This is a genomic window from Streptomyces sp. SAI-135, from assembly GCF_029893805.1.
Taxonomy (GTDB): domain Bacteria; phylum Actinomycetota; class Actinomycetes; order Streptomycetales; family Streptomycetaceae; genus Streptomyces.
In genome coordinates this window covers 534,677-554,930 of the sequence record NZ_JARXYP010000001.1, presented here as the reverse complement: position 1 = coordinate 554,930, position 20,254 = coordinate 534,677, and the positions used below count along the sequence as shown (strand labels likewise).

11 protein-coding genes and 2 pseudogenes are annotated in these 20,254 nt (G+C 70.2%); 11 read left to right on the top strand and 2 right to left on the bottom strand.

Features of this window, described 5'->3' with window-relative positions; translation table 11 throughout:
- The first annotated feature begins 29 nt into the window (after positions 1 to 29).
- The 8 genes and pseudogenes from M2163_RS02620 to M2163_RS46555 all read left to right on the top strand — a co-directional run.
- The gene (locus tag M2163_RS02620; RefSeq protein WP_280854718.1) at positions 30 to 272 is read left to right on the top strand and encodes a hypothetical protein; all 243 of its coding nucleotides are present in this window, start codon (positions 30 to 32) and stop codon (positions 270 to 272) included.
- A gap of 646 nt (positions 273 to 918) precedes the next feature.
- The gene (locus M2163_RS02615; RefSeq protein WP_348541008.1) at positions 919 to 1,713 is read left to right on the top strand and encodes a type VII secretion system-associated protein; all 795 of its coding nucleotides are present in this window, start codon (positions 919 to 921) and stop codon (positions 1,711 to 1,713) included.
- A gap of 861 nt (positions 1,714 to 2,574) precedes the next feature.
- Positions 2,575 to 3,270, top strand: coding sequence for a type VII secretion system-associated protein (locus tag M2163_RS02610; protein WP_280855132.1), 696 nt, complete (start codon positions 2,575 to 2,577; stop codon positions 3,268 to 3,270).
- Positions 3,267 to 4,457 (top strand): ricin-type beta-trefoil lectin domain protein, encoded by a 1,191-nt coding sequence (locus tag M2163_RS02605; RefSeq protein ID WP_280854719.1) that lies wholly within the window; start codon positions 3,267 to 3,269, stop codon positions 4,455 to 4,457. Before M2163_RS02610 ends, M2163_RS02605 begins: the two co-directional genes overlap by 4 nt.
- Before the next feature lie 147 nt (positions 4,458 to 4,604).
- Positions 4,605 to 7,922: a right-handed parallel beta-helix repeat-containing protein gene (locus tag M2163_RS02600; RefSeq protein WP_280854720.1), complete on the top strand. Its 3,318-nt coding sequence runs from the start codon at positions 4,605 to 4,607 to the stop codon at positions 7,920 to 7,922.
- Complete coding sequence (locus tag M2163_RS02595) at positions 7,919 to 9,163, top strand: S8 family serine peptidase (RefSeq protein WP_280854721.1); 1,245 nt, start codon at positions 7,919 to 7,921, stop codon at positions 9,161 to 9,163. Before M2163_RS02600 ends, M2163_RS02595 begins: the two co-directional genes overlap by 4 nt.
- Positions 9,164 to 9,494: 331 nt before the next feature.
- Positions 9,495 to 9,647: a hypothetical protein gene (locus M2163_RS02590; protein ID WP_280892990.1), complete on the top strand. Its 153-nt coding sequence runs from the start codon at positions 9,495 to 9,497 to the stop codon at positions 9,645 to 9,647.
- A 21-nt stretch (positions 9,648 to 9,668) separates the two neighbouring features.
- Positions 9,669 to 10,019, top strand: a pseudogene (locus M2163_RS46555) (transposase); the annotation flags it as partial.
- A 165-nt stretch (positions 10,020 to 10,184) separates the two neighbouring features.
- Here M2163_RS46555 and M2163_RS02580 read toward each other — a convergent pair.
- Together M2163_RS02580 and eccCa are read right to left on the bottom strand one after the other, a co-directional pair.
- Positions 10,185 to 10,538 (bottom strand): beta/gamma crystallin domain-containing protein, encoded by a 354-nt coding sequence (locus tag M2163_RS02580; protein ID WP_280854722.1) that lies wholly within the window; start codon positions 10,536 to 10,538, stop codon positions 10,185 to 10,187.
- Between the two features lie 693 nt (positions 10,539 to 11,231).
- On the bottom strand, positions 11,232 to 15,215 hold the full coding sequence (gene eccCa, locus M2163_RS02575; protein WP_280854723.1) for a type VII secretion protein EccCa: 3,984 nt from the start codon (positions 15,213 to 15,215) through the stop codon (positions 11,232 to 11,234).
- A 421-nt stretch (positions 15,216 to 15,636) separates the two neighbouring features.
- Here eccCa and M2163_RS02570 point away from each other — a divergent pair.
- The 3 genes and pseudogenes from M2163_RS02570 to eccB all read left to right on the top strand — a co-directional run.
- A pseudogene (locus M2163_RS02570) lies at positions 15,637 to 16,347 on the top strand (transposase family protein); the annotation flags it as partial.
- A 618-nt stretch (positions 16,348 to 16,965) separates the two neighbouring features.
- Positions 16,966 to 18,372: a type VII secretion integral membrane protein EccD gene (gene eccD / locus M2163_RS02565; RefSeq protein WP_280854724.1), complete on the top strand. Its 1,407-nt coding sequence runs from the start codon at positions 16,966 to 16,968 to the stop codon at positions 18,370 to 18,372.
- A gap of 43 nt (positions 18,373 to 18,415) precedes the next feature.
- Positions 18,416 to 19,999 (top strand): type VII secretion protein EccB, encoded by a 1,584-nt coding sequence (gene eccB, locus M2163_RS02560; protein WP_280854725.1) that lies wholly within the window; start codon positions 18,416 to 18,418, stop codon positions 19,997 to 19,999.
- The last annotated feature ends 255 nt before the right edge of the window (positions 20,000 to 20,254 follow it).

The window sequence follows — 20,254 nt, the reverse complement described above, 5'->3', positions numbered from 1 at the left end:
TCGGGCCCCGTTGCGCCCGTGGACCAGGGGTGACGTACAAGGGTGAGAAGTTGACACCGGAGCAGGCGCGCGGACTCATACGCAAGGCCCAGTCGGCGGCTCTCACCTGGTCCGAGACCCAGGCGCTGAGTGCGCTGGTCGACGACCCGACACAGAACCTCAACCTCGGCAGCGGCGAGGACCCAGTCCGGCTGCTGCGGTCCCGGCTGCGCACCGAGTGGGGCCTGACAGACGAGCAGGTGGTTCCTTTCGACAGGTACCAGGGCGGCTAGTACAAGGCGTGGAACGAGGCGCTGCGCAGTGGGGGATGTCAGCAAGCGGTACAAGGTCGCCGACAAGACAGTCGAGATGATCAAGGTTCTGGCGCACATCGCCAAGACCGAGCAGAAGGTGCAGTGAAGGTGAGACGGTCTTCCCGCCCAGTGAGGTTCAAGGTCACCCGGGCTCCCGAACAGCCCCGAAGGGCAGAGAGGTCAGTACGACGAGCCCGCTCCTGACGACCGCCGAGCTGGAGGAGCTGGACACGGGCAAGCAGCGGATGCCGACCGAGGAGGAGTTCCAGGCGGCCACCAGGGCGGCACTGCTGGGTGGCTTCGCGCTGCCCAGCCGTCCGGCCCCGTCCGCGGGAGGCGGCAGGCAGAGGTCCTTCTGAACCAGGGCCCAGGGAGGGGCCGATCGGCCGCTCCCGCCCCCTGCCCCCGCGGGTTTGGGAGGCAGAGGTTCCGGGAGGCGCTGGTCGCCTCGCGGCCGGGTGATGCCATGATGATGTCCACCAGCGGCCCCTCTTGCCCCTCGGCAGGTCACGAACCGCAGCGCCCCAGTCGACCCGCTCCGGTGCGGGGCCACTGTCGCCCCCGGCACGGTCGGGCACCCGGCGCCCTTCGGCGCCACTGAGAACCGTCAGCAGTGAGGACTCCCATGAGTGAGAACACCCCCGAACCCCCGGCCGACCGCCCCGTACTGGACCCGCCGCCGCCGGAGGAGTTCATAGCGGCCGCGAAGTTGGCGCCCAACCACTGGCTCTTCATGATCGACCCCGCCTGGCAGGGTGAGCACCCGCCGCCGGAGTGGGCGGTCCTAGGTCAGTGGCGTTCGGACTCCGAGGGTGAGATCGTCGAATGGGAGGACAACGAGGACTACCGGCCGTCGCCCGAAGCCATGGGGTGGCCCGAGCCCCTGGACGACGTTGACCGCGCCATCCAGCTGGCCACCACGGGCTACGGCCCGGCCGAGGACGTCACCGCGGCTCTCGCCCGCGCCGAACTCTTCGTGCCGGTCACGGCGGACGGAGAGCTGATCGGCGCCGCGACGAGCGACGGCGCCGCGGTCGTCCTCGCCTATACGGCGGCCCCGTACCTGCATGCCTTGGGCCCACTGCGTTCCGAAAAGGTGCCGATCGCTGACCTGGTCGACCGCATCCCGGACGGCCACAGCCTCTCGTTGAACAGCACCGGGCCGGTCAACATGGTGATGACCACGGACGGCCTCGCCGAGGCGCTCAAGGAGGCGGCGCAGGAAGCGGAAGGGGAGCAGGACGACGCAGCGGCGAATCCGCAAAGCGAGGACGACGCCGACCTGTTCCCCGACGAAGACGTGGACGACCTGCCCGACTCTCAGGAGGACGTGGAGTCGAAGCTGCTCGGCACCGGGGAAGAGCGGGAGGAGAGGCCCGGCCGGCAGGAGCGCGGTGACGGGGCGACGACGGCCGAGTGACCCCCACGGCATCGAGCGGGTGTGCGGCTGCGGACGCACCTGCGGCCCTCGTTCACGCTCCGACCCGAGCCTTGGTCGGCCCCGTGGTCGTGATTTCGCGGCGGTTCCCCTGCGAGCGGCGTTTTCGCGCGGGAGAACGGGCGTTGTCGAGGATTGAACGGGCACACCGGCGCGGCCAACGGGTGTGATGGATGTGGCATCCTCATGCCTCATCGATCTGAATCAGACGGCAGACGGTGTCGCGACCCGCGAGTCACCCGGCACGGACGACTGAGCACGGCGAAGCGGCCGCCGGCCTACCCAGCGGACCATCGGATCTGTCCTCGCTGGACGGGTAGACATGGCGCCCCGTCACACCGATACTGAACGTTCTGTATAGTTGTTCGGAGCGAGGGTGTGACGGCCGGAGGGCGGGCATGAAGAAGTGTGCGGCGTGGTCTGCCCCTTGGGGCGCCTTTCGCCCTGACGCCCCATTCCGCAGGCGAATTGGGCTGCGTCCCCATCTGCCCGGTTCGCCTCTCTGTCCCCCCGCGCATTCCTGCCTCCGGAAAGCTCCCGATTTCCGCAACGTGCCTTATGCGGGCGGCCGTTGGGCACGCGGAAGCCCGAGTGGGTTTACTTCTCCCCAACAGACGTGACAGGTCTGGCATTCTTATGCCTCATCCATCTGACATACGTGCCGGCTCCAGCGAGACACGCGACCGGCACGCGAGATCTCGTTTACGGACCATGAGAGTTCAGGGAGAAATGCGGCCCCGAGAACGGCATGGCGAACTGCCCGTGATGCCCGATGGCCCGATCGCGTCCGCCGCTTCGGAACCATCGCCCCGTGAGCCGTCCGCCGAGGACGCGGCCGACGGCATGGACCCGAACGACATACCCCAGGCCGTGCGCGACATCGCACGCACGGCACCAGGGCACTGGATCGGCGTGGTGGACCCCGAGTGGACCGAGGGGCGGCCACCTCCCGAGTGGGCGCTGGTGGGAGAGTGGCGCTCGGACGACAGCGGAGACCTGGGTGAGTACCGCGCCAACCCGGCGTACCGGCCCTCCGCCCGCGTGCTCGGCTGGCCCGACCCCACCGATCCGGTTGATGCGGCGGCGCAGCGCGCCGCCACCGGCTACGGCTCGGTGGAGGACGCCCTTACGGCCCTCGCGGAGGCGGACGTCGCGGTGCTGCGCGCACCGGACGGGGAGCCACTGACCGCAGTCGGACGGGACGGGGCCCCGGTCGTGCTGTTGTTCACCTCGCCGGCGCACGAGTTCATGTCCTCGGCACTTCGGCATGACAGGCTCCGCGCCCACGAGTTGGTCCGCGCACTCGATGGTTCAGACGCGCTGCTGCTGGTCAACGCCGCCGCGGCGGCTCCCCTGTTCGTCCCGGCGGACAGCCTCCCCACCCCCCGGGGCGGTCCGGACACCGAGGCGTCAACGACGGAGGTCGAGCAGGACCACACCGGCCCTTCCGGTACCGACTCGTCGCCCGCGGCCCCCGACTCCGGCCGCACCGGCGACTCACCCGAATCCTCGCCCCACATCGCACGGAGGACGTCATGACACCTGCATCGCAGCACCCCGCCACGCCCCCGCGGCGCAGCGGCGCCGACGGAGAGGAGACGGTCGCGGCCGCCACCGCTGCGACCGAGAGCTCGCAGGCAGCCGCCCCCGGAGAGGGCCCCGAACCCCAGGCCGGGTCCACGCGGGCGAAGGCCGCGATCCGGCCCGCGACGACCGAGACCGCGGAAGGGGCCGAGGAGGCGGGTGAGACGGGCGACGGCGCGGTGAAGGGCGAGTCTGTCGCGTCCGCTCCCGCCCCCGAGTCGATGGCGGCCGCCGGGCGGGGCAGTGACAGCGCAGGCGTCGGCGGCGCTACGGCCAACGGCGGTCGTACGGAAGCGGAAGCCGAGGCCGACGGTGCTGCCGTCGCGGAGGCGAAGAGCCGGCTGCCCGCGTTCGTGCGGACCATGTCCGCGACCGCGATCAACCAGCCGCGGCAGGAGTCCGGACCGGTCGGGCGGCCGCGCAAGACCATGCTGTACGGTGCCGCGGCCGCCGGGGTACTGCTGGTCAGCGTGCCGTTCCTGGCGAACGCGGGCAAAGACGATGGCCCCAAAAGGTCCTCGACGGCCGCCGCCGGAACCGTGCTCGGCGGCAACACGCAGGAGGCGCCGGGTGACTTCAAGCTGCCCGTGACCCAGTCCCCTTCTTCTTCGCCTTCGGTCAAGGCGAAGAAGGAGAAGAAGACCCCTCCGCCACCGACACCCAAGGCGGAGACCTCCCCGGCGAAGCAGCCCGTCGTGCAGTCCACGCCCCAGAGCAAGTCGAAGGCCAAGCCCACGCCCAAGCCGACCCCGGTGGTCACGCTCAGTTCGCCCGTCTCCCCGCGAAGCGGGCTTTCGGGCCGCTGCCTGGACGTACCGGCGTCCACCTTCTACAGCGGTGCCCAACTGTCTGTGTGGGACTGCAACAACGGCCCGGCGCAGCAATGGCAGTTCGGCTCCGACGGCACGATCCGCATCAAGAACCTGTGCATGGACGTGGTGAGCCTTGCCAAGGGCTACCCCATCACGATCACCAACTGCGACGGTGACAAGTCCCAGAACTTCGTCCTGAACCAGCGTCACGAGTTGCGCAACAACGCTACCGGCCTGTGTGTGGACATCAAGGGCGACAATCCGGGCAACGGCGCCTCGCTCCAGCTCTGGGACTGCCTGGGGACCAAAGACCAGATGTGGCTCGTCTGACAGGATCGGTCCGATTCCGTAGGCAGGTCCGTCCCGGCATCCGCCCGCCCCGTGCGCGAGGCATGATGGCATCGTCGGACCGATGACGTCCGCCATCCGGCGACGTGGAAGCCCTCTCAAGACGCCTCGTGGCAAGGAGGTTGGTGCGTGTCGCGCCAGGTACTGACGGTCGGTCCCGGAGACCGCGATCCCTACCGGACGATCGGTGAGGCGCTCGCGGCCGCCCGCAGCGGCGCGCTCATCAGCGTGCGGCCCGGGACGTATGCCGAGGCCTTGGTCGTCGACACCCGAGTGACCATCGCCGCCGCCGAAGGGCGGGGCACTGTGGAGATCCGGCCACGCTCGGGCAGCGCGCTCTCGCTGCGCGCCGACGCCGTGATGCTGTCCGAGGTCACTCTGCGGGGTGGCGACGCCGAACTGTCGGCCGTGGACGTGCGGCGCGGACAGGCCGCGTTCGACGGCTGCGAGGTGGTCGGCGCGGCCTGGACGGCGATGCTGGCCGGCGGCACCGGGTCGCTCGCGCTGCGGGACTGCCGTATCAGCAACCCGCAGGGGGCGGGCGTCGTCGTCACCTCGGCGTCACCCACCACCGTGGAGTCGTGCACCTTCGAGCACCTGGGCACGAGCGGTCTGGTACTGGCCGAACAGGGCGAGGCGCGTATCCGTGGCTGCACGGTGCGCGATGCCCGCGGCAACGGCCTGCTCGCCAACGGCGATTCCCGTGGTTCGGTGGAGGACTGCGACATCTCCTCCACCGACAAGCCGTCCATCGCCCTGGAGCAGAACTCCGCTGTCACCGTCGTCCGCACCGTGGTGCACGACACCAGCACGGGCGTCCACGTGAGCAGCACGGGCCGTACGACCCTGGAGGACGTCCGTGTCACCGGGGCCTCCATCAACGGCATCACGCTGTCCCAGGGCGCCGACCCGGTCCTGCGCCGCTGCCGGGTCTCGCGTATCCGTGGCAACGCCGTCCTGGTCACCGACCGGGCGCGCGGGACGTTCGAGGACTGCTGGGTCACCGGCGCCCAGGGCATCGCGGTACGTGTGGCCGGGGCCGCCTCTCCCGCGTTCACCGGGCTGACAGTCCGCGACTGCGAGCAGAGCGCGCTGCTCCTGGAGGAGAACTCGGCGGCGGAACTCGACCGTCTGGAGGTGATCGGCGGTTCGCCCGCCATCGTGGTGCGTGACGGCGCCAACCCGCTGCTCCGCCGGGCGCGGCTCGTGGAGCCCTCCGGTGACGGCATCTCGGCGGTCAAGGACGCCCGCGGCCGGGTCGAGGACTGCGAGATCATCAGACCCAACGGTGTGGGCGTGCGCGTGGCGTCCGGCAGCACTCTCTACCTGGCCGGCGGCGGGGTGTCCGACGCCGTCGCCCAGGGTCTGGTGGTGTCGGACGGCGGCAACGTCACCCTCAGGGACTTCCGTGTCGAGGTGGCCGGGCAGGAGGGCGTCGTCGTCGAGGCGGGCGGAGAGCTGACCGCCAACCGCATCGCTGTCCACGCCCCCCAGGGCCACGGCGTCCTCTTGAAGGAAGGCGCGCTCGCCTCACTGAGCGGATGCGAGGTGACCGGCGGAGCCCAGGACGGTTTCCGGGTGGAGACCGTCGAGCCGGTCTCCCTGGTGAACTGCGCCGCCCGGGAGAACGCAGGCGGCGGCCTGGTGCAGACCGTGCCCGGCGAACGGCTCGCCGTGGACGGCCTGACCAGCGCCGCCAACGGCAAGCGCGACGCCTGGGGCGCCGGCACTGCCGAGCACACCGACCCGGCCGGCTCCGGCGCCGCCGACGCGCCCCCGCCGGACCGCGAGGACGGCCCGCTGGGCGCGCTCAACGCGCTGATCGGCCTGGACAACGTCAAGCAGCAGGTGCGGACGCTGGTCAATCTCACCCAGCTCGCCCAGCGCCGTGAACAACTCGGCATGACGGCACCGCCGATGAGCCGGCACCTGATCTTCGCCGGCCCGCCGGGCACCGGAAAGACCACCGTGGCTCGCCTGTACGGGGCGATCCTGGCCGAACTCGGCGCGCTTCCCAGCGGACACCTCGTGGAGGTCTCGCGCGCCGACCTGGTCGCGCAGATCGTCGGCGGCACCGCCATCAAGACCACCGAGACCTTCCAACGCGCCCTCGGCGGGGTGCTGTTCATCGACGAGGCGTACACCCTGACCGCCGACAGCGGCAACGGTGGCGCCGACTTCGGCCGTGAGGCCGTGGACACCCTGCTGAAGCTGATGGAGGACCACCGCGACGACGTGGTGGTGGTCGCGGCGGGCTACTCCCGTGAGATGGAGTCCTTCCTCGGGTCCAACCCCGGCCTGGCGTCGCGCTTCTCGCGGACCATCGAGTTCGAGAACTACTCGGTGACCGATCTGGTCGCGATCATGGAGAGCATGTGCGCCCAGCATCAGTACGAGCTCGGCGAGGGCACGGCTGAGGCCCTGGCCGCACACTTCGAGGCGATGCCCAGGGACGCCGGCTTCGGCAACGGCCGTGCCGCACGCGGGGTGTTCGAGGAGATGGTGGACCGGCAGGCGGTACGGCTCGCTTCCTTGGACCAAGTCGGTGAGAGCGACCTGCGGCTGCTGCTGCCGGAGGACGTGTCCCAGGCCGCCGCCGAGAAGGCCGTCGCCGGGCCCACCACCGAGGACGACCCGCTGACCCGCCTGGGTGACATGGTCGGTCTCGCGGACGTCAAGCGCGACGTGGCGGACCTGGTCAACCTCATCACCGCCGCCCGTCACCGGGCCGCCGCCGGGCTGCCGGTGCCCTCCATCAGCCATCACCTGGTGTTCACCGGCCCGCCGGGCACCGGCAAGACCACCGTCGCCCGCCTGTACGGCAGTGTCCTGACCCAGCTCGGCATCCTCGAACGGGGCCAGTTGGTCGAGGCGGCCCGCTCCGACCTGGTCGGCCGCTACATCGGCCACACCGCCCAGCTCACCCGCGAGGTCTTCGAACGGGCCCGCGGCGGCGTCCTGTTCATCGACGAGGCCTACACCCTCACCCCCCGCGGCGGCGGCGCCGACTTCGGCCAGGAGGCGGTCGACACCCTGCTGAAGCTGATGGAGGACCACCGGGACGAGGTGGTCGTCATCGTCGCCGGCTACACCGAGGAAATGGAACACTTCCTCGCCTCCAACCCGGGCCTGTCCTCACGTTTCCCGCGCCGGATCACCTTCTCCGACTACTCCTCGGAGGAACTGGTCACCATCGTGCGCTCCCATGCCGCGTCGATGGGGTACGAGTGCGGCCCCGGAACCGGCCCGCTGCTCAAGGAGTACTTCGACGCCCAGCCCCGGGACCGCTCCTTCGGCAACGCCCGCCTGGCCCGCCAGGTGGTCGAAACCATGGTCACCCGGCAGGCGGGACGGCTCAGCTCCGTGGCCGCGCCCACCCTGGACGACCTGCGTATCCTGCGCCCGGAGGACATCGTCACCGCCACGCCGAAGGCGGTCGGCCGATGAAACCGCCCACCAGGGGCGCCCGTCTGCTGTGCGGCGCCGGCCTCGCCGCCGGCCTGCTGCTGCCCCTGGCCGCCACCGCCCACGCGACGCCCCGTGCGGACCCGCCGGCGGCGACCGGCGGACAGGAACTGCCCGCCATGCCGTCCTCGTTGGACCCCGACGCCCAGCAGACACAGTGCACTCCCGCCTCGAAGGAGAAGGCGCGCACACAGGACTGGTCGCGCCAGCGCCTCGACCTGGACCGCCTGCACCAGCACACCACGGGCGGGGGTGTCACCGTCGCCCTGATCGGCACAGGGGTGGCACCTCAGGCCTCGGGGCTCGACGGCAGGGTCACCGTCTCCGGGGCGGCAGGCGAGGACTGCGTCGGATACGGCACCTTCCTGGCGGATCTGATCGCCGGGAACGGAGGCGACAGCCCCAAACTGGCCGGCGTCGCGCCGAGCGCGAAGATCCTGGGCCTGCGCGGCACCGACCAATTCGGCCGGGGGAGTGCCGCGCAGGTCGCGGCGGCCCTGCGCGAGGCCTCCCAGGCACGGGCCGACGTCATCGCGGTCACCATCGCCCTGCCGGACCGTGCCCCAGACCTGACGCGCGCCGTCGCCGAGGCCCGTGCGGCGGGCGCCGTTGTCGTCGCGGCGGCCGCCCCCGAACCGGCACGGCTGGGCACGGACGAGACTCCGGTCCGCACCTACTGGCCCGCCGGCGAACCCGGGGTCCTCGCGGTCGCTGACATGCTCCCCAGCGGTGCCCGCCCGGACGGCTCGTTGCCCGCGGCCGATGTCGACCTGGTAGCCCCCGGCGTGGGCGTGGTCTCGGGCGGACCGCGCGGGACCGGCCACTACCTCGGTGCGGGCGCCGCGGTGGCCACCGCCTACGCCGCCGGAGCAGCAGCAGTAGTCCGCGCCACCCACCCCGACGAGTCCGCCGAGGCAGTCGTGCACCGTCTGACCGCCACCGCCTATCCAGCCGACATCCCCCAGCTCGACCCATACGCCGCCGTCACCACGGTGCTCGGCGACTCGGGTACGTCCGAGGGGGCCGAGCCCGACGCGGAGCCCGTGACGGTCCGCGACACGTCAACCGCCGAACAGACCACGGACCGCGCCGCCATCGCCCTCGTCTTCGGCTCCGTCACCGTTCTGGCCGTCGGTTGGGGCGCGTTTGCCGTGCGCCGGGCACGCGCGCGGCAATGGCGCCCGGCAGCGGGGACGACCATGAAGGACGATCGGGGACACTAACAACCTCGGGTGCACAGTGACCGTGGCTCGGTGCACGAGTAGCTCGTTGAACCGCCATGGGGGCTGGGAACATGAGTTGGTTGTGGCGGAGTACCGGGTCACCGGGTTGTCGCCAGAAGTGATCGCCGAACCCGGCGCGGAGGTAGGGCCCTTGGCACAAACAGCACCAGGCACGTTTGACGGCCCGGCCGAGGCGATGGGCTGTTGGGCGCCGGACCGAAGCACAAGTTCGTCTTCGTCGACCGACTGCTGGCCATGGTGAGTCTGCGCCATGGCACCGCTCATGACGTGCTGGCCTGCTGAGTCGGCGTGGACCGTTCCACTGTCACGCGTGCCATCGGCGAGGTGCGGCCGCTGCTCGCTCGGCGGGGCTGCACCGTGGGCGCCCGACACCGGGCTGCGTACACTTGCCGAGGTCGTCGAGTATCTGGGCCTCGATGACCGGGACCAATTCGTCTCCGGCAAGACCCAGCAGAACGCGTGAAGACCATGATCCTCACGCACACCGCTGTTGGACAAGATCCCGGCCGCGGCCGTCGTTGTCGGCCGGCCACGTCGGCCCGACATGCTCTTCGCCGACGACGGCTACGACCACGACAAGTACCGCCGGCTCCTGCGGCAGCGCGGGATCCGGACGGCGATCACCGAACGTGGCCAGCCACACGGCACCGGTCTGGGCACCTTCCGGTGGGTGGCCGAGCGCACGATCTCCTGGCTGCGTTCAATATTGGCTGGAGGCCGGCGATCACTGTGCTGGGCAGGCAGGGGAGGGGCTGCTCGACACCTACGACCAGGAGCGCAGGCCGACCGCGCAACGGGGCCGGCCTGCGCGTCCTCGCCGACCATGACGGCCTGACCGTCGTCGGCGATGACGAGCCGGGGCCGCGTGCACTCGCCGAACTACGTGCGTACCGCCCCGAGGTGCTGATCCGGCACGGCCCGCGTGACCTCCACGAGGTCGCGGTGCACCTGGCGGTCGAGGTGTGCCGCGTTGCCCGTGCTCACCGCCGGCGTCCAGCGATTACCAGATGCGCACTTCGTACACCCTGACGGTGCCCCCGACCAGCCCCATCCCCTGGCGGGGATCGAGGGTGACGGACCGGTACACGCTGCCCTGCTGGTAGTTGACCGTCACCTTGTTATTGCCCGAGGTGATGTTGTAAACCCCGGATACGTTCACAGCCGTTACGCCCGCGTTGGCGAAGCATGCGTTGGCGTACAGCCCTCCGCCTAGGCTCTGGTCCAGCTTCACAAGGTCGGTCCGCTGGCCGCAGTCGACCTGGTTGATGGCGAACGCGGGGCTCGCGGGAACGGCGACGAGCAGGCCGAGTGCGGCCATACCGCCGACGGTGAACCTCTTGATGGTCTTTCGCATCGCTGCCAACTTCTCCTCATGTGCCGGAAGATAAGCGTTTGTTAGGGCCAGTTAGGCCGACGCCTGTGTCCCGCGTCGCGTGCCGCAAATCGTCGGAATGCCCGTAAACGAACTAGCGAATGCCTGTGTGGGAGGTAGAACGTTCGCTCTCATGCAAAGCTTGCTCCGAAATCGCTGCCCCGTCAACTCCACGTCTACCGACAGGCGTTGCATCCTGTGATCGAGGTAGATGCTGTGTCCGGTGGTGACCGCGTCGATCCGGGTCTGGAGCTTGGAAGGTAGGTCCATGTAGGTCCAGGCTCGCCACCAGCGGGTGAGTATGACGGCGGGGGTGAGCCAGGGCTGGATGGTGTGTAAGGCCCTGGCCGGCATGGTTGTTGGGGCTGGTGGGACGCGGCCGTCCCCCTCTCTGCCCCTTGTTTGGGACAGGGGTCTGGCGCGGCGTCCGTGCGGGTGGGGCGAACCGCTGATCCCAGCAGAAGGAGAAGGCGCAGCTCCATAGCCTGGTGGCGGCGGATGGCGCGGTGGGAGCGGACCCGGCCCAGCCGAGTTCGTCCCATCACGGGAACGGCCCACAGGGCGGGCAGTTTCCGTTTCCGCAGCATGCCGTGGGCGTTGCGTCGTGGAGACGGCGACGGGGGCCACCTGCCCAGGTGGCCCCCGTCGCCTTTTACGGCCCGGCTCTCCCGCCCGTCAGTCCGGACGGCCCGGATGTTCCTCCGCCAGCGCCGTCTGCATCAGCCTGGCCTTGCGCCGGGCGATGTGCAGGGCCCGGCCGGGAGGCAGGCTGAGGGGCTTCGCGTCGAAGAGACGGCCCTCGGCGGGCGGGCAGGACAGCAATACGGCGGGGTTGTTGGCCTCGTCGAGGCGGCGGATGAGCCCGTCATTCATCGCACGGCCCGCCCCCATGGCGCTGCGCGCGACGATCAGGTGCATACCCATCTCGAAGCCGAGGGTCAGAAACTCGAAGAGCGCCTCGAAGGGGTTCTGGAAGGAGTTTCCGGAGACCATGTCGTAGTCGTCGACCAGGATGAACAGGCGCGGACCGGTCCACCAGTCGCACGAACGCATCCGTGACGGCGAGATGTCCGCGCCGGGAACGCGGGTCTTCATCGCGCGAGCAGCACCGTCGACGGTCTCCTGGAGGTTGTCCAGAGAGATCACATGCCCGATGCGGTACTCCTCGGGGATGGACTCCACCAGGGTGCGCCGGTAGTCCACCACGATGATCTTCGCCTCGTTCGGGGCGTATCGGGTGGTGATCCCCTTGGCGACGTGGCGCAGCATGTTGGTCTTGCCGCTCTCGGTGTCACCGACCACGATCAGGTGCGGGGTACGGCTGAAGTCGTGCCAGACCGGCTCCAGGGCGTCCTGGTCGATGCCGAGCGGCAGGCGCATACCGCCGCCCTCGGTGGGCTCGGGCGCCGGCAGTTCGGCCGCCGGGAGCCGGTGCGGCAGCATCCGCACCTTCGGGGCCGAGGGGCCGTGCCAGTGCCGGGAGATCTCGGCGACCAGATGGCCGACACCGTCGCCGAGGTCCTCGAGGGAACCACTGCCGTCCAGCCGGGGCAGGCCGGCGAGGAAGTGCATCTTGCTGTCGGCGGTGATGCCGCGTCCTCCGCTGCGCGGAACCGAGCGCGCCTTGCGGGTGTCGATCTCGGAGTCCATCGGGTCACCCATCCGCAACTCCAGGCGGGTGGCGGCCTGATCACGGACCTGTGCGGACAACTCCACCCAACGGTTCGTGGTGATGAGCAGATGAATGCCGTAGTTGAGTCCGCGGGCGGCCAGTTCGTTGAACTTCGCGATGAGGTCCTCGTAGTCCTGGCGAACCGTGGACCATCCGTCGACGACCATGAAGACATCGCCGAAGGGCTCTTCGGGGAACTCCCCGGCGGCCCGGCGCCGCCGGTAGGACTGCATCGAGTCCAGGGTGTGGTCCACGAAGAACTGCTCGCGGTGGGCGAGCAGCGACATCACCTCGGCGACGGTCCTGTGCACCCGGTCGGGGTTGAGGCGCGCCGCGACACCGCCGACGTGGGGGAGTCCGGCGAACTGGGAGAGGCCGCCGCCACCGAAGTCGAGACAGTAGAACTGGACCTCGGCGGGCGTGTGAGTGAGTGCGAGGGCGGCGATCAGGGTGCGGGCGAGGTTGGATTTGCCGCTCTGCGAACCACCAGCGATGGCGACATGGCCTTCCGCACCCGAGAGGTCCACGATCAACGGGTCGCGCCGCTGCTCGAATGGCTTGTCGACCAGGCCGACCGGGACGCGCAGTTTCCCCGTTCCGGGCCAGCCGGCGGCGGTCAGGCCCCGCTCGGGGTCCGGCGCGATGCCGGGCAGCAGCGCGTCGAGCGGCGAGGGCTCCGCCAGGGGCGGCAGCCACACCTGGTGGGCGGCGGGGCCGGAGTCGCGCAGCCGGTCGAGGGCCACCTCCAGCAGGGTCTTCTCGTCACCGGTCTTCTCGGTCTCCGGCTCGGGTTCGGCGGCGGGCTCCAGCGTACGTGGCACCACCCAGCTGCTGGTCCACGGCACCACCTGGCTGGCCACCCGCGCCTGTACGACCGCGCCGGTGCGCCGCCGGTAGCCGCCGGAGGAGTAAGCGGCGCGGAACCGGGTCAGAGCCTCCACGCCCGACTTCAGATAGCCGCTGCCGGGCTGGGCGGGCAGTTCGTAGGCGTCCGGTACACCGAGGACGCCGCGGCTCTCCATGGCGGAGAAGGTACGCAGGCCGATGCGGTACGACAGATGGCTTTCCAACTGGTGCATGCGGCCCTCGTCCAGGCGCTGCGAGGCGAGCAGCAGATGCACGCCCAGGGAGCGGCCGAGGCGGCCGATCATCACGAACAGGTCCATGAACTCGCGGTGCGCGGAGAGGAGTTCACTGAACTCGTCGACGACGACGAACAGGCTGGGCAGGGGGGCGAGATCCGTCCCGGCGGCTCGGGCCCGCTCGTACTCCAGGGCGGAGGTGAAGTTGCCCGCGGAGCGCAGCAGTTCCTGGCGGCGGATGAGTTCGCCGTGCAGGGCGTCCTGCATGCGTTCCACCAGGGCGACCTCGTCGGCGAGGTTGGTGATGACGGCCGAGGTGTGCGGCAGTTCCTCCAGGCCGAGGAAGGTGGCGCCGCCCTTGAAGTCGACCAGGATGAAGTTGAGCGTCTCGGAGGAGTTGGTCAGGGCCAGTCCGAGAACGAGCGTGCGCAGCAGTTCGCTCTTGCCGGAGCCGGTGGCGCCGATGAGCATGCCGTGCGGGCCCATACCGCCCTGGGCGGACTCCTTGATATCGAGCTCGACGGGGCGGCCGTCGACGCCGACGGCTATCGGCACCCGCAGCCGGGCCGAACCGGTGTGTTTCTCGAAGAGGACGCCGGGTTCGTGACGGTGCAGGTCGGCGATGCCCAGGAGCGTGGTCAGCTCGACGTCGGAATCCATCGGCTGTGAGATGTCGGTGCCCAGGCTGATGCGGCGCGGAGCCACGAGCCGGGCCAGCGCCTCCGCGCCGAGCAGACCGAGCCGGTCGGGCCGGCCGAGCGGCACGGAGCGTTCCTTGCGGCTGCGGTCCGTACGCACCAGGCTCACCTGCTCGGGGCTGGCCGTCAGCCGGAGCGTGTGGCGACCGGGCCGCCAACGCAGCCCCCCGCCGATGTCGAGAACGACGGCGTTGCGGTAGCCGTGCCCTTCCCAGCGGTGCCCCTCGGGAACCGTGACACCGTCCAGGACCACGACTGTGTACGGCTCATCACGGCCGGGGCGGGCGTCCGGATCGAAGCCGGGGCGTTCGGCGAACTCGGCACCGAGCAGATCGTCCAGTTCGGTGAGGTCTCCGGCGATCCGGCGGACCTGCCCGGCACCGTCCTCCTCGTGTGGATGCAGTGTGTGCGGCAGCCACTTCACCCACTCCCAGTCGGGCCGCCTTTCGTCACTGACGCACAGTACGATCCACAGTTCCTCCGGGGCGTGGAACACGGCGAGTTGAGCGAGCAGGGCGCGGGTCAGTGCGCGTACCGCGTTGATGCCGGCCTCGCTGTCCGCCGACTCACCGTCCTCTCCGCCGGGCGCCTCCTCGGGCCGCAGCTGGATCCGGGCCGAGGACCGCAGATACAGGCCGAGCGGCTGCTCGGGAATGGTGGAGTAGGCGCGGACGAAGCGGCGCAGGGCGTGCGCACACAGTGGTTCGAGGTCCTCGACGGGCCGGGTGGAGACGGGAGTCAGGGTGAGTGCGAGTTGCTGTTCGCCGACCGCGATGCGGACCTCGCCGAAGTCCTCGTCGCCGGGGCGGCGTTCCCACAGTCGCGAGGTGCGCGCCAGCGACCGAAGCGACGCAGGCTCGGGGTGACGCCAGGCGAGAGCCCGCTGTTGCTCGGTGATGGTGCTCCGCACCCGCTTGCGCATCTGGGTCAGATAGCGCAGGTAGTCACGGCGCTCGCCCTTCAGGCGCTGCTTGCGCTCGCTGTTGCGGCGCAGCAACTGTCCCAGCAGCATGGCGACGGCCGAAACCACCAGGGTGCCCAGCGCCAGGTAGGTGAAGGCGCCGTTGCCACCGCCGGGCCGCAGGAACAGCAGGGTCACCGACACCGACATCAGGGCCACCGGCAGATACGTCCACACCGCCGAGGTGTCAGGGACGCTCTCGGAAAGGACGGGCGGCTCCTGGAGGGTCAATTGCCCGTCAGGCATCGCTGGCCCACGTCTGCGAGCAGGCCGGCGGAACAACACGACACTCAAGGAAAGAACCTCCGGTTTCGCCCGCCCGAACTTTCATGGCCCCGTGAGGCGGTGAACGCCATGTGAATGTTTTGTCGGGGCTGTGGTCTGCGGTCAACTCCCCTGCGCGGATGCTCCCATACCGGCCGGCGAGTCAAGTCCGCAGCGCATTTCTGCGGGCGTAGGCAGTAGTCTGCATTCACGAACGCGACCTGTCCACGCCGGGAGGGGCCGGTCGGCCGAGGGTACATTATGAGCTGTTCCCAGTAACGGTCGGCCACCGTTAGTGAGCGCGAGGCATGTCGCGCGGTCCGTGGCATACGCAAGTCCGGGAAGGTGTAAGGCCTCTGATAGGAACGATCTTGCGACAGATTTTCTGACCGCTAGGCCTCACGTGGCGATCAGTGTCACCTACACCGCCGTGCTCGATGTGAAGCGGTCCACCGCCGAGCACCTGGCCGGCCTCCTGCGCGATCACCGGATCGGGGCCAGGACCCACAAGGGACGACGCGCGCTGGGCTGCTTCAAGCAGGTCGTGCATGCTGCGCTGGTTCCTCGACGGCACCCGGCTGGCCCAACTCGCCTGCGACTACGGCCTATCGGCCTCCACCTCCTACCGCTCCCTCTACGAGGGACTGGCCGCCCTGGCCGCCGGGGCACCGGACCTCACGGCCGCGCTGGAGCGTGCGAAGGCAGCCGGGCTCACCCGTCTCAACCTCGACGGCACCGTCATCCGCACCGACCGCGTCGCCGCCCCCGGCCCCGTCGGCACAGACCTTTGGTGGTCCGGAAAACACAAGCACCGTGGTGGAAACGTGCAGGTCATCACACCCCGGACGGCTGGCCCATCGATGTCTCGCCAGTACGGCCGGGCCGCGAACACGACACCACCTGCGCCCACCACGGCCTGATCGATGCCCTCAACCGAATCGTCGCCGAGCGCGACATACCGAACTTGGCCGACCTCGGCTACGAGAACGCCGACGACGGCTTCCGCCACCCCGGCAAGAAGTCCGCCGGAGGCGAGCTGACCGAGACCCAGCAGACCCACAACAAGGTCATCCGTGGCATCCATGGCGTCTGCGAGCGCGCCAACTCCCTGCTCTTCATCACGAAGATCGCCGCCGCGACCTCAATGTGGGGCTATGCGGAGGCCAAGTGAAGCGAGAACGTCCGGTGTTGACTTCGGAGGGAGCCCGGGGCAAGCTCATCCGGAAGGAAGAACGTTCTACCCTCTTGAACCTGCCGAGACTGGAGGATCCCATGCGTACGCGAGGATCGCGGTCATGGGTGCACTCGCCACGTGCGCGTTGATGATTTCCGCGGCCGGTACGGCCTCGGCCCAGGCGAATCTCCTTCCGACTTGGGCCACGGCTACCTGGAGTGCCAGACGCTGGGCAACACGCTCGCCCAGCAGGGCTTGCTCGCTGGCTTCCGTTGCGGGGCGAGGGATTACGGAATCGTGATGAGCCCCCTGGTAAATCGCGGCGAGAGGTCTCCGGGAGAAAGCCCGTGACAGGAAGTGGGTGAAGCCTGGCCGCCGTAATACACCGCGGCGACCCTCCCTGCTCAGGATCACCTTCAAGGCTCTGCGCAGGTTCAGCCTCGGCCCCAGCCGTAGCCCTCGTCCTGCTCCAGCTCGAGTACGACCTCGCCGTCTGATCAATAACAGAACGTCAAGGCCTCCGGCCAAGCCCCCACGGAAAACTGAGAGTCCTGCCTGATGAGCGACAGCGCGATAGCCGAACTGTGCCGCCTGACCGTACGCGCGCCCAGTGTCTCCGTCGATCTGGCCGTGCCCTCCGACGTGCCGGTCGCCGATCTCCTGCCCACGCTGCTGCGATACGTGGGTGAGGAGACCGAGGAGGCCGGACTCGACCATGCGGGCTGGGTGCTGCAGCGGCTCGGCGACGCCCCGCTCGACGAGGAGACCACCCTGGGTCAGGCCGGGCTCTCCGACGGAGCGGTTCTCCACCTCCGCCCGCACACCGAGGCGTTGCCTGAAGCGCGTCTCGACGACCTGGTGGACGGGATGGCCGACACCGTGCGCCGGTCGTTGCACACCTGGCACGCGGAGTCGGCCCGCGGAGTGCTGATCGGCGCTGTGGTGGCGACCGTCCTGGCCGCCCTCCTGCTGGCGCTGTGGCCCGGCGTCACGGACTCAGCCTCCACCCGGGTCGCCTGCGTGGCGGTGACCGGCCTGCTGCTGCTCGCGGGCGCGGGCTCGGCGAGTCGCGCCGTCGGCGACCGTGCCTCCGCCATCGCCCTCGGCATGCTGGTCGCGCCCTGCCTCGCACTGGCCGGCTGGCTCCTGCCCGGAGGCGACCTGACCGGCCCCGACGCGGCCCAGGTCGCCGGCGCGCGACTGGTCGCCGCCGGGGCGGCGGGCGCGGGTGGAGCGGTCCTCGCTCTCGCAGTCACCGCGGTCGGAGCGCCGGCCCTGCTCGCCACCGCGGTGGTCGCAGTGATCGGCGCGCTCGGCGGGGCCATGATCGGCTACAGCGACCTGAGCCTGCCCGCCTCGGCGGCGCTGGTGGCGACGGCGGTCACGCTCGCGGCTGGGGCGGTGGCCCCCTTCGCCTTCAAGCTGGCCGGCATGCGGATGCCCGCGCTGCCGACCACGGCCGCGCAGCTCCAAGAGGGCATCGAGCCTCATGCGGGCAACGAGGTCGCGGAGCGGACGCAGTTGGCGGGGCACTGGGTCACGACGCTCTTCGCTGTCGTCGGCCTCGTCAACGCCGGAGCCCTGGTCGTCCTCGCCGAGCACCCGAACCTGCCCGAGGTTCTGACCGCGCTCGCACTGTGCCTGATGCTGTTCCTGCACGCCCGGGGCCTGATGCACCTCGGCCAGCGACTGACTCTGACCGTTCCCGGGCTGTGGGGTCTGCTGTTGCTCGCCCGCGCCTGGGCGCTCGGCAGCGACGGCGACGAACGCGTCGTGGTCTTCGCGGTGATGCTGGCCGCCGCCGCCGCTCTGGTCATCGCTGCATGGACCGTGCCGGGCCGCCGCGTTCTGCCGTACTGGGGCCGGGCCGCGGAGATCGCCCACACCGGTCTCGCGGTGGCCCTGCTGCCCCTGTCTCTCTGGGTGACGGGACTCTTCGGCTGGCTGCGCGGCCTCTTCGGCTGACGTACGGAAACGGGGTGGTGGAAACAGGAGTTGAGGAGGAGCCGTGCAGTCCAGGCGCGACCAGGTGAATGCCCACACCTTCATGATCGGCAGACTCAGCTCAGCGCTGCTGATGGGGGATCCCGACGCCGCGGAAAGCCCACTCGGGCGCACCACCCGGGGTGTGGTCTTCGGCGTACTCTTCACCATTCTGGTCGGAGCGGGTGCCCTTGTCTTCGGCCTGCTGCGGCCCGGCGGGAACGACGGCTGGCGTGACGGGAAGCACCTGGTGGTCAACCGGGAGACCGGCGCCCGCTATCTGTGGACCGACACCGACGGTGTACTGCACCCCGTGCGCAACTACGCCTCCGCACGGCTGATCGGCGGTTCCGATCTGGCGACCACCGACGTCAGCAGCGCCTCACTGCTCGACGTACCGGTGGGCGCCCCGGTCGGCATCCCGGGTGCCCCAGAGGGAGTGCCGGCGTCCGGCCGGCTCGAAGACGGAGCCTGGAACATGTGTGTCACCGGGCCGGACGGTGCACTGCTCGACACGACCGGCAGCCAGACGAACACCGCGGTGGACAAGCCCGGCAGCACCACTCTGGTGGCCGGGGCACCCGTGAAGGCTCGAGCGGTCGACGCGGACCGCGCGGTGTTGGTGCAGGGCCCCGACGACACCGAGTACCTGGTGTGGCGCGGCAGCAGGTTGCCCCTGGACCGCGCTTCCGACGCCCGCAACGCTCTCGGTTTCGGCGCCACGCAGTCGATGCCGGTCTCCGCGGCCTTCCTGGACGCACTGGCGCCGGGACCCGCGTTGAAGTCTCCCGAAGTGCCGGGACGCGGTGACCCCGGGCCCGAACTGGGAGGTGAGGCCACCCGCCTTGGACAGGTGTTCAAGATCAGTGTGGTCGGCACCGACAGCACCTATCACCTGCTGCGCGAGGACGGCCTGGTACCACTGACCCCGCTCGGCGCCGCTCTGGTGCTGGGTGATCCCGCGACCCAGAAGGAGGCCTACCAGGGCAGTTCGCCCGAGGCCCGCACGCTGGGCGCGGACGCGCTGCGCGAGCACCGGGCACCAGGCTCGGCCACGGCAGGGTCCACGGAGCTGCCGGACACTCCGCCGGTCCCGCAGTCCACACCGCGCGGCAGCGCGCTGTGCGCGCAGGTGGACGGTGACAACAGTGGCGCCCGGCTCAGCTCGGTCATGGTGCCGTTGAGCGAACTCACCCCGGTCGTGGCCTCCAAGGCCGCCCTCCAGCCGTCGCGGCCTGCCTGTGTCCCCACCGATGCCACGGTGGTCCGGCCGGGGCGTGGGGCTCTGGTGCGGGCCCTGCACGCGAGCGGCGCCGCGCACGCCGGTACCACCTATCTGGTCTCCGACGACGGCGTGAAGTACCGGGTCCCGACCGAGGATTCCCTGAAAGCCCTCGGGTACGGAGCCTCGGACGTCGCCTCGGTGCCGGCGCCGTTGCTGTCGGCTCTTCCTACGGGGCCCGACCTCGACCCTGCCGCCGCCTCGGGTGCCGCCAAGTCCGTTGTCACGGCGCAAAAGTGTGCTGCGGGGACAAGCACGAGGCAACGTGATTCCGTTGCGGACAACGACTACAAGGCGGGCGACACTGCCGCCGGCGCCCTTTCATGAAGCGGGCTCTCCGGCAGGCGGGCAGGAGCCTTGTCCCTCTGTCCGCGGCCAGGACGACGGCCGCCAGGTCATCTCCCGGGCCGAGTCGCTCCTGCTGGTCGAAACGGCCCGCAGGACCGGCTTTTGCGCAGGGCCTGTCTCTGCGGACTTTGCCCCCTGCGGTTCGTCCTGTTCTCCGCAGCCGCCCAGCGCGTCACCACCGGTCGGCGCTGCACTTTCCGCCTCGCCCGCCACCGAGCCTGGAGCCACGAAATC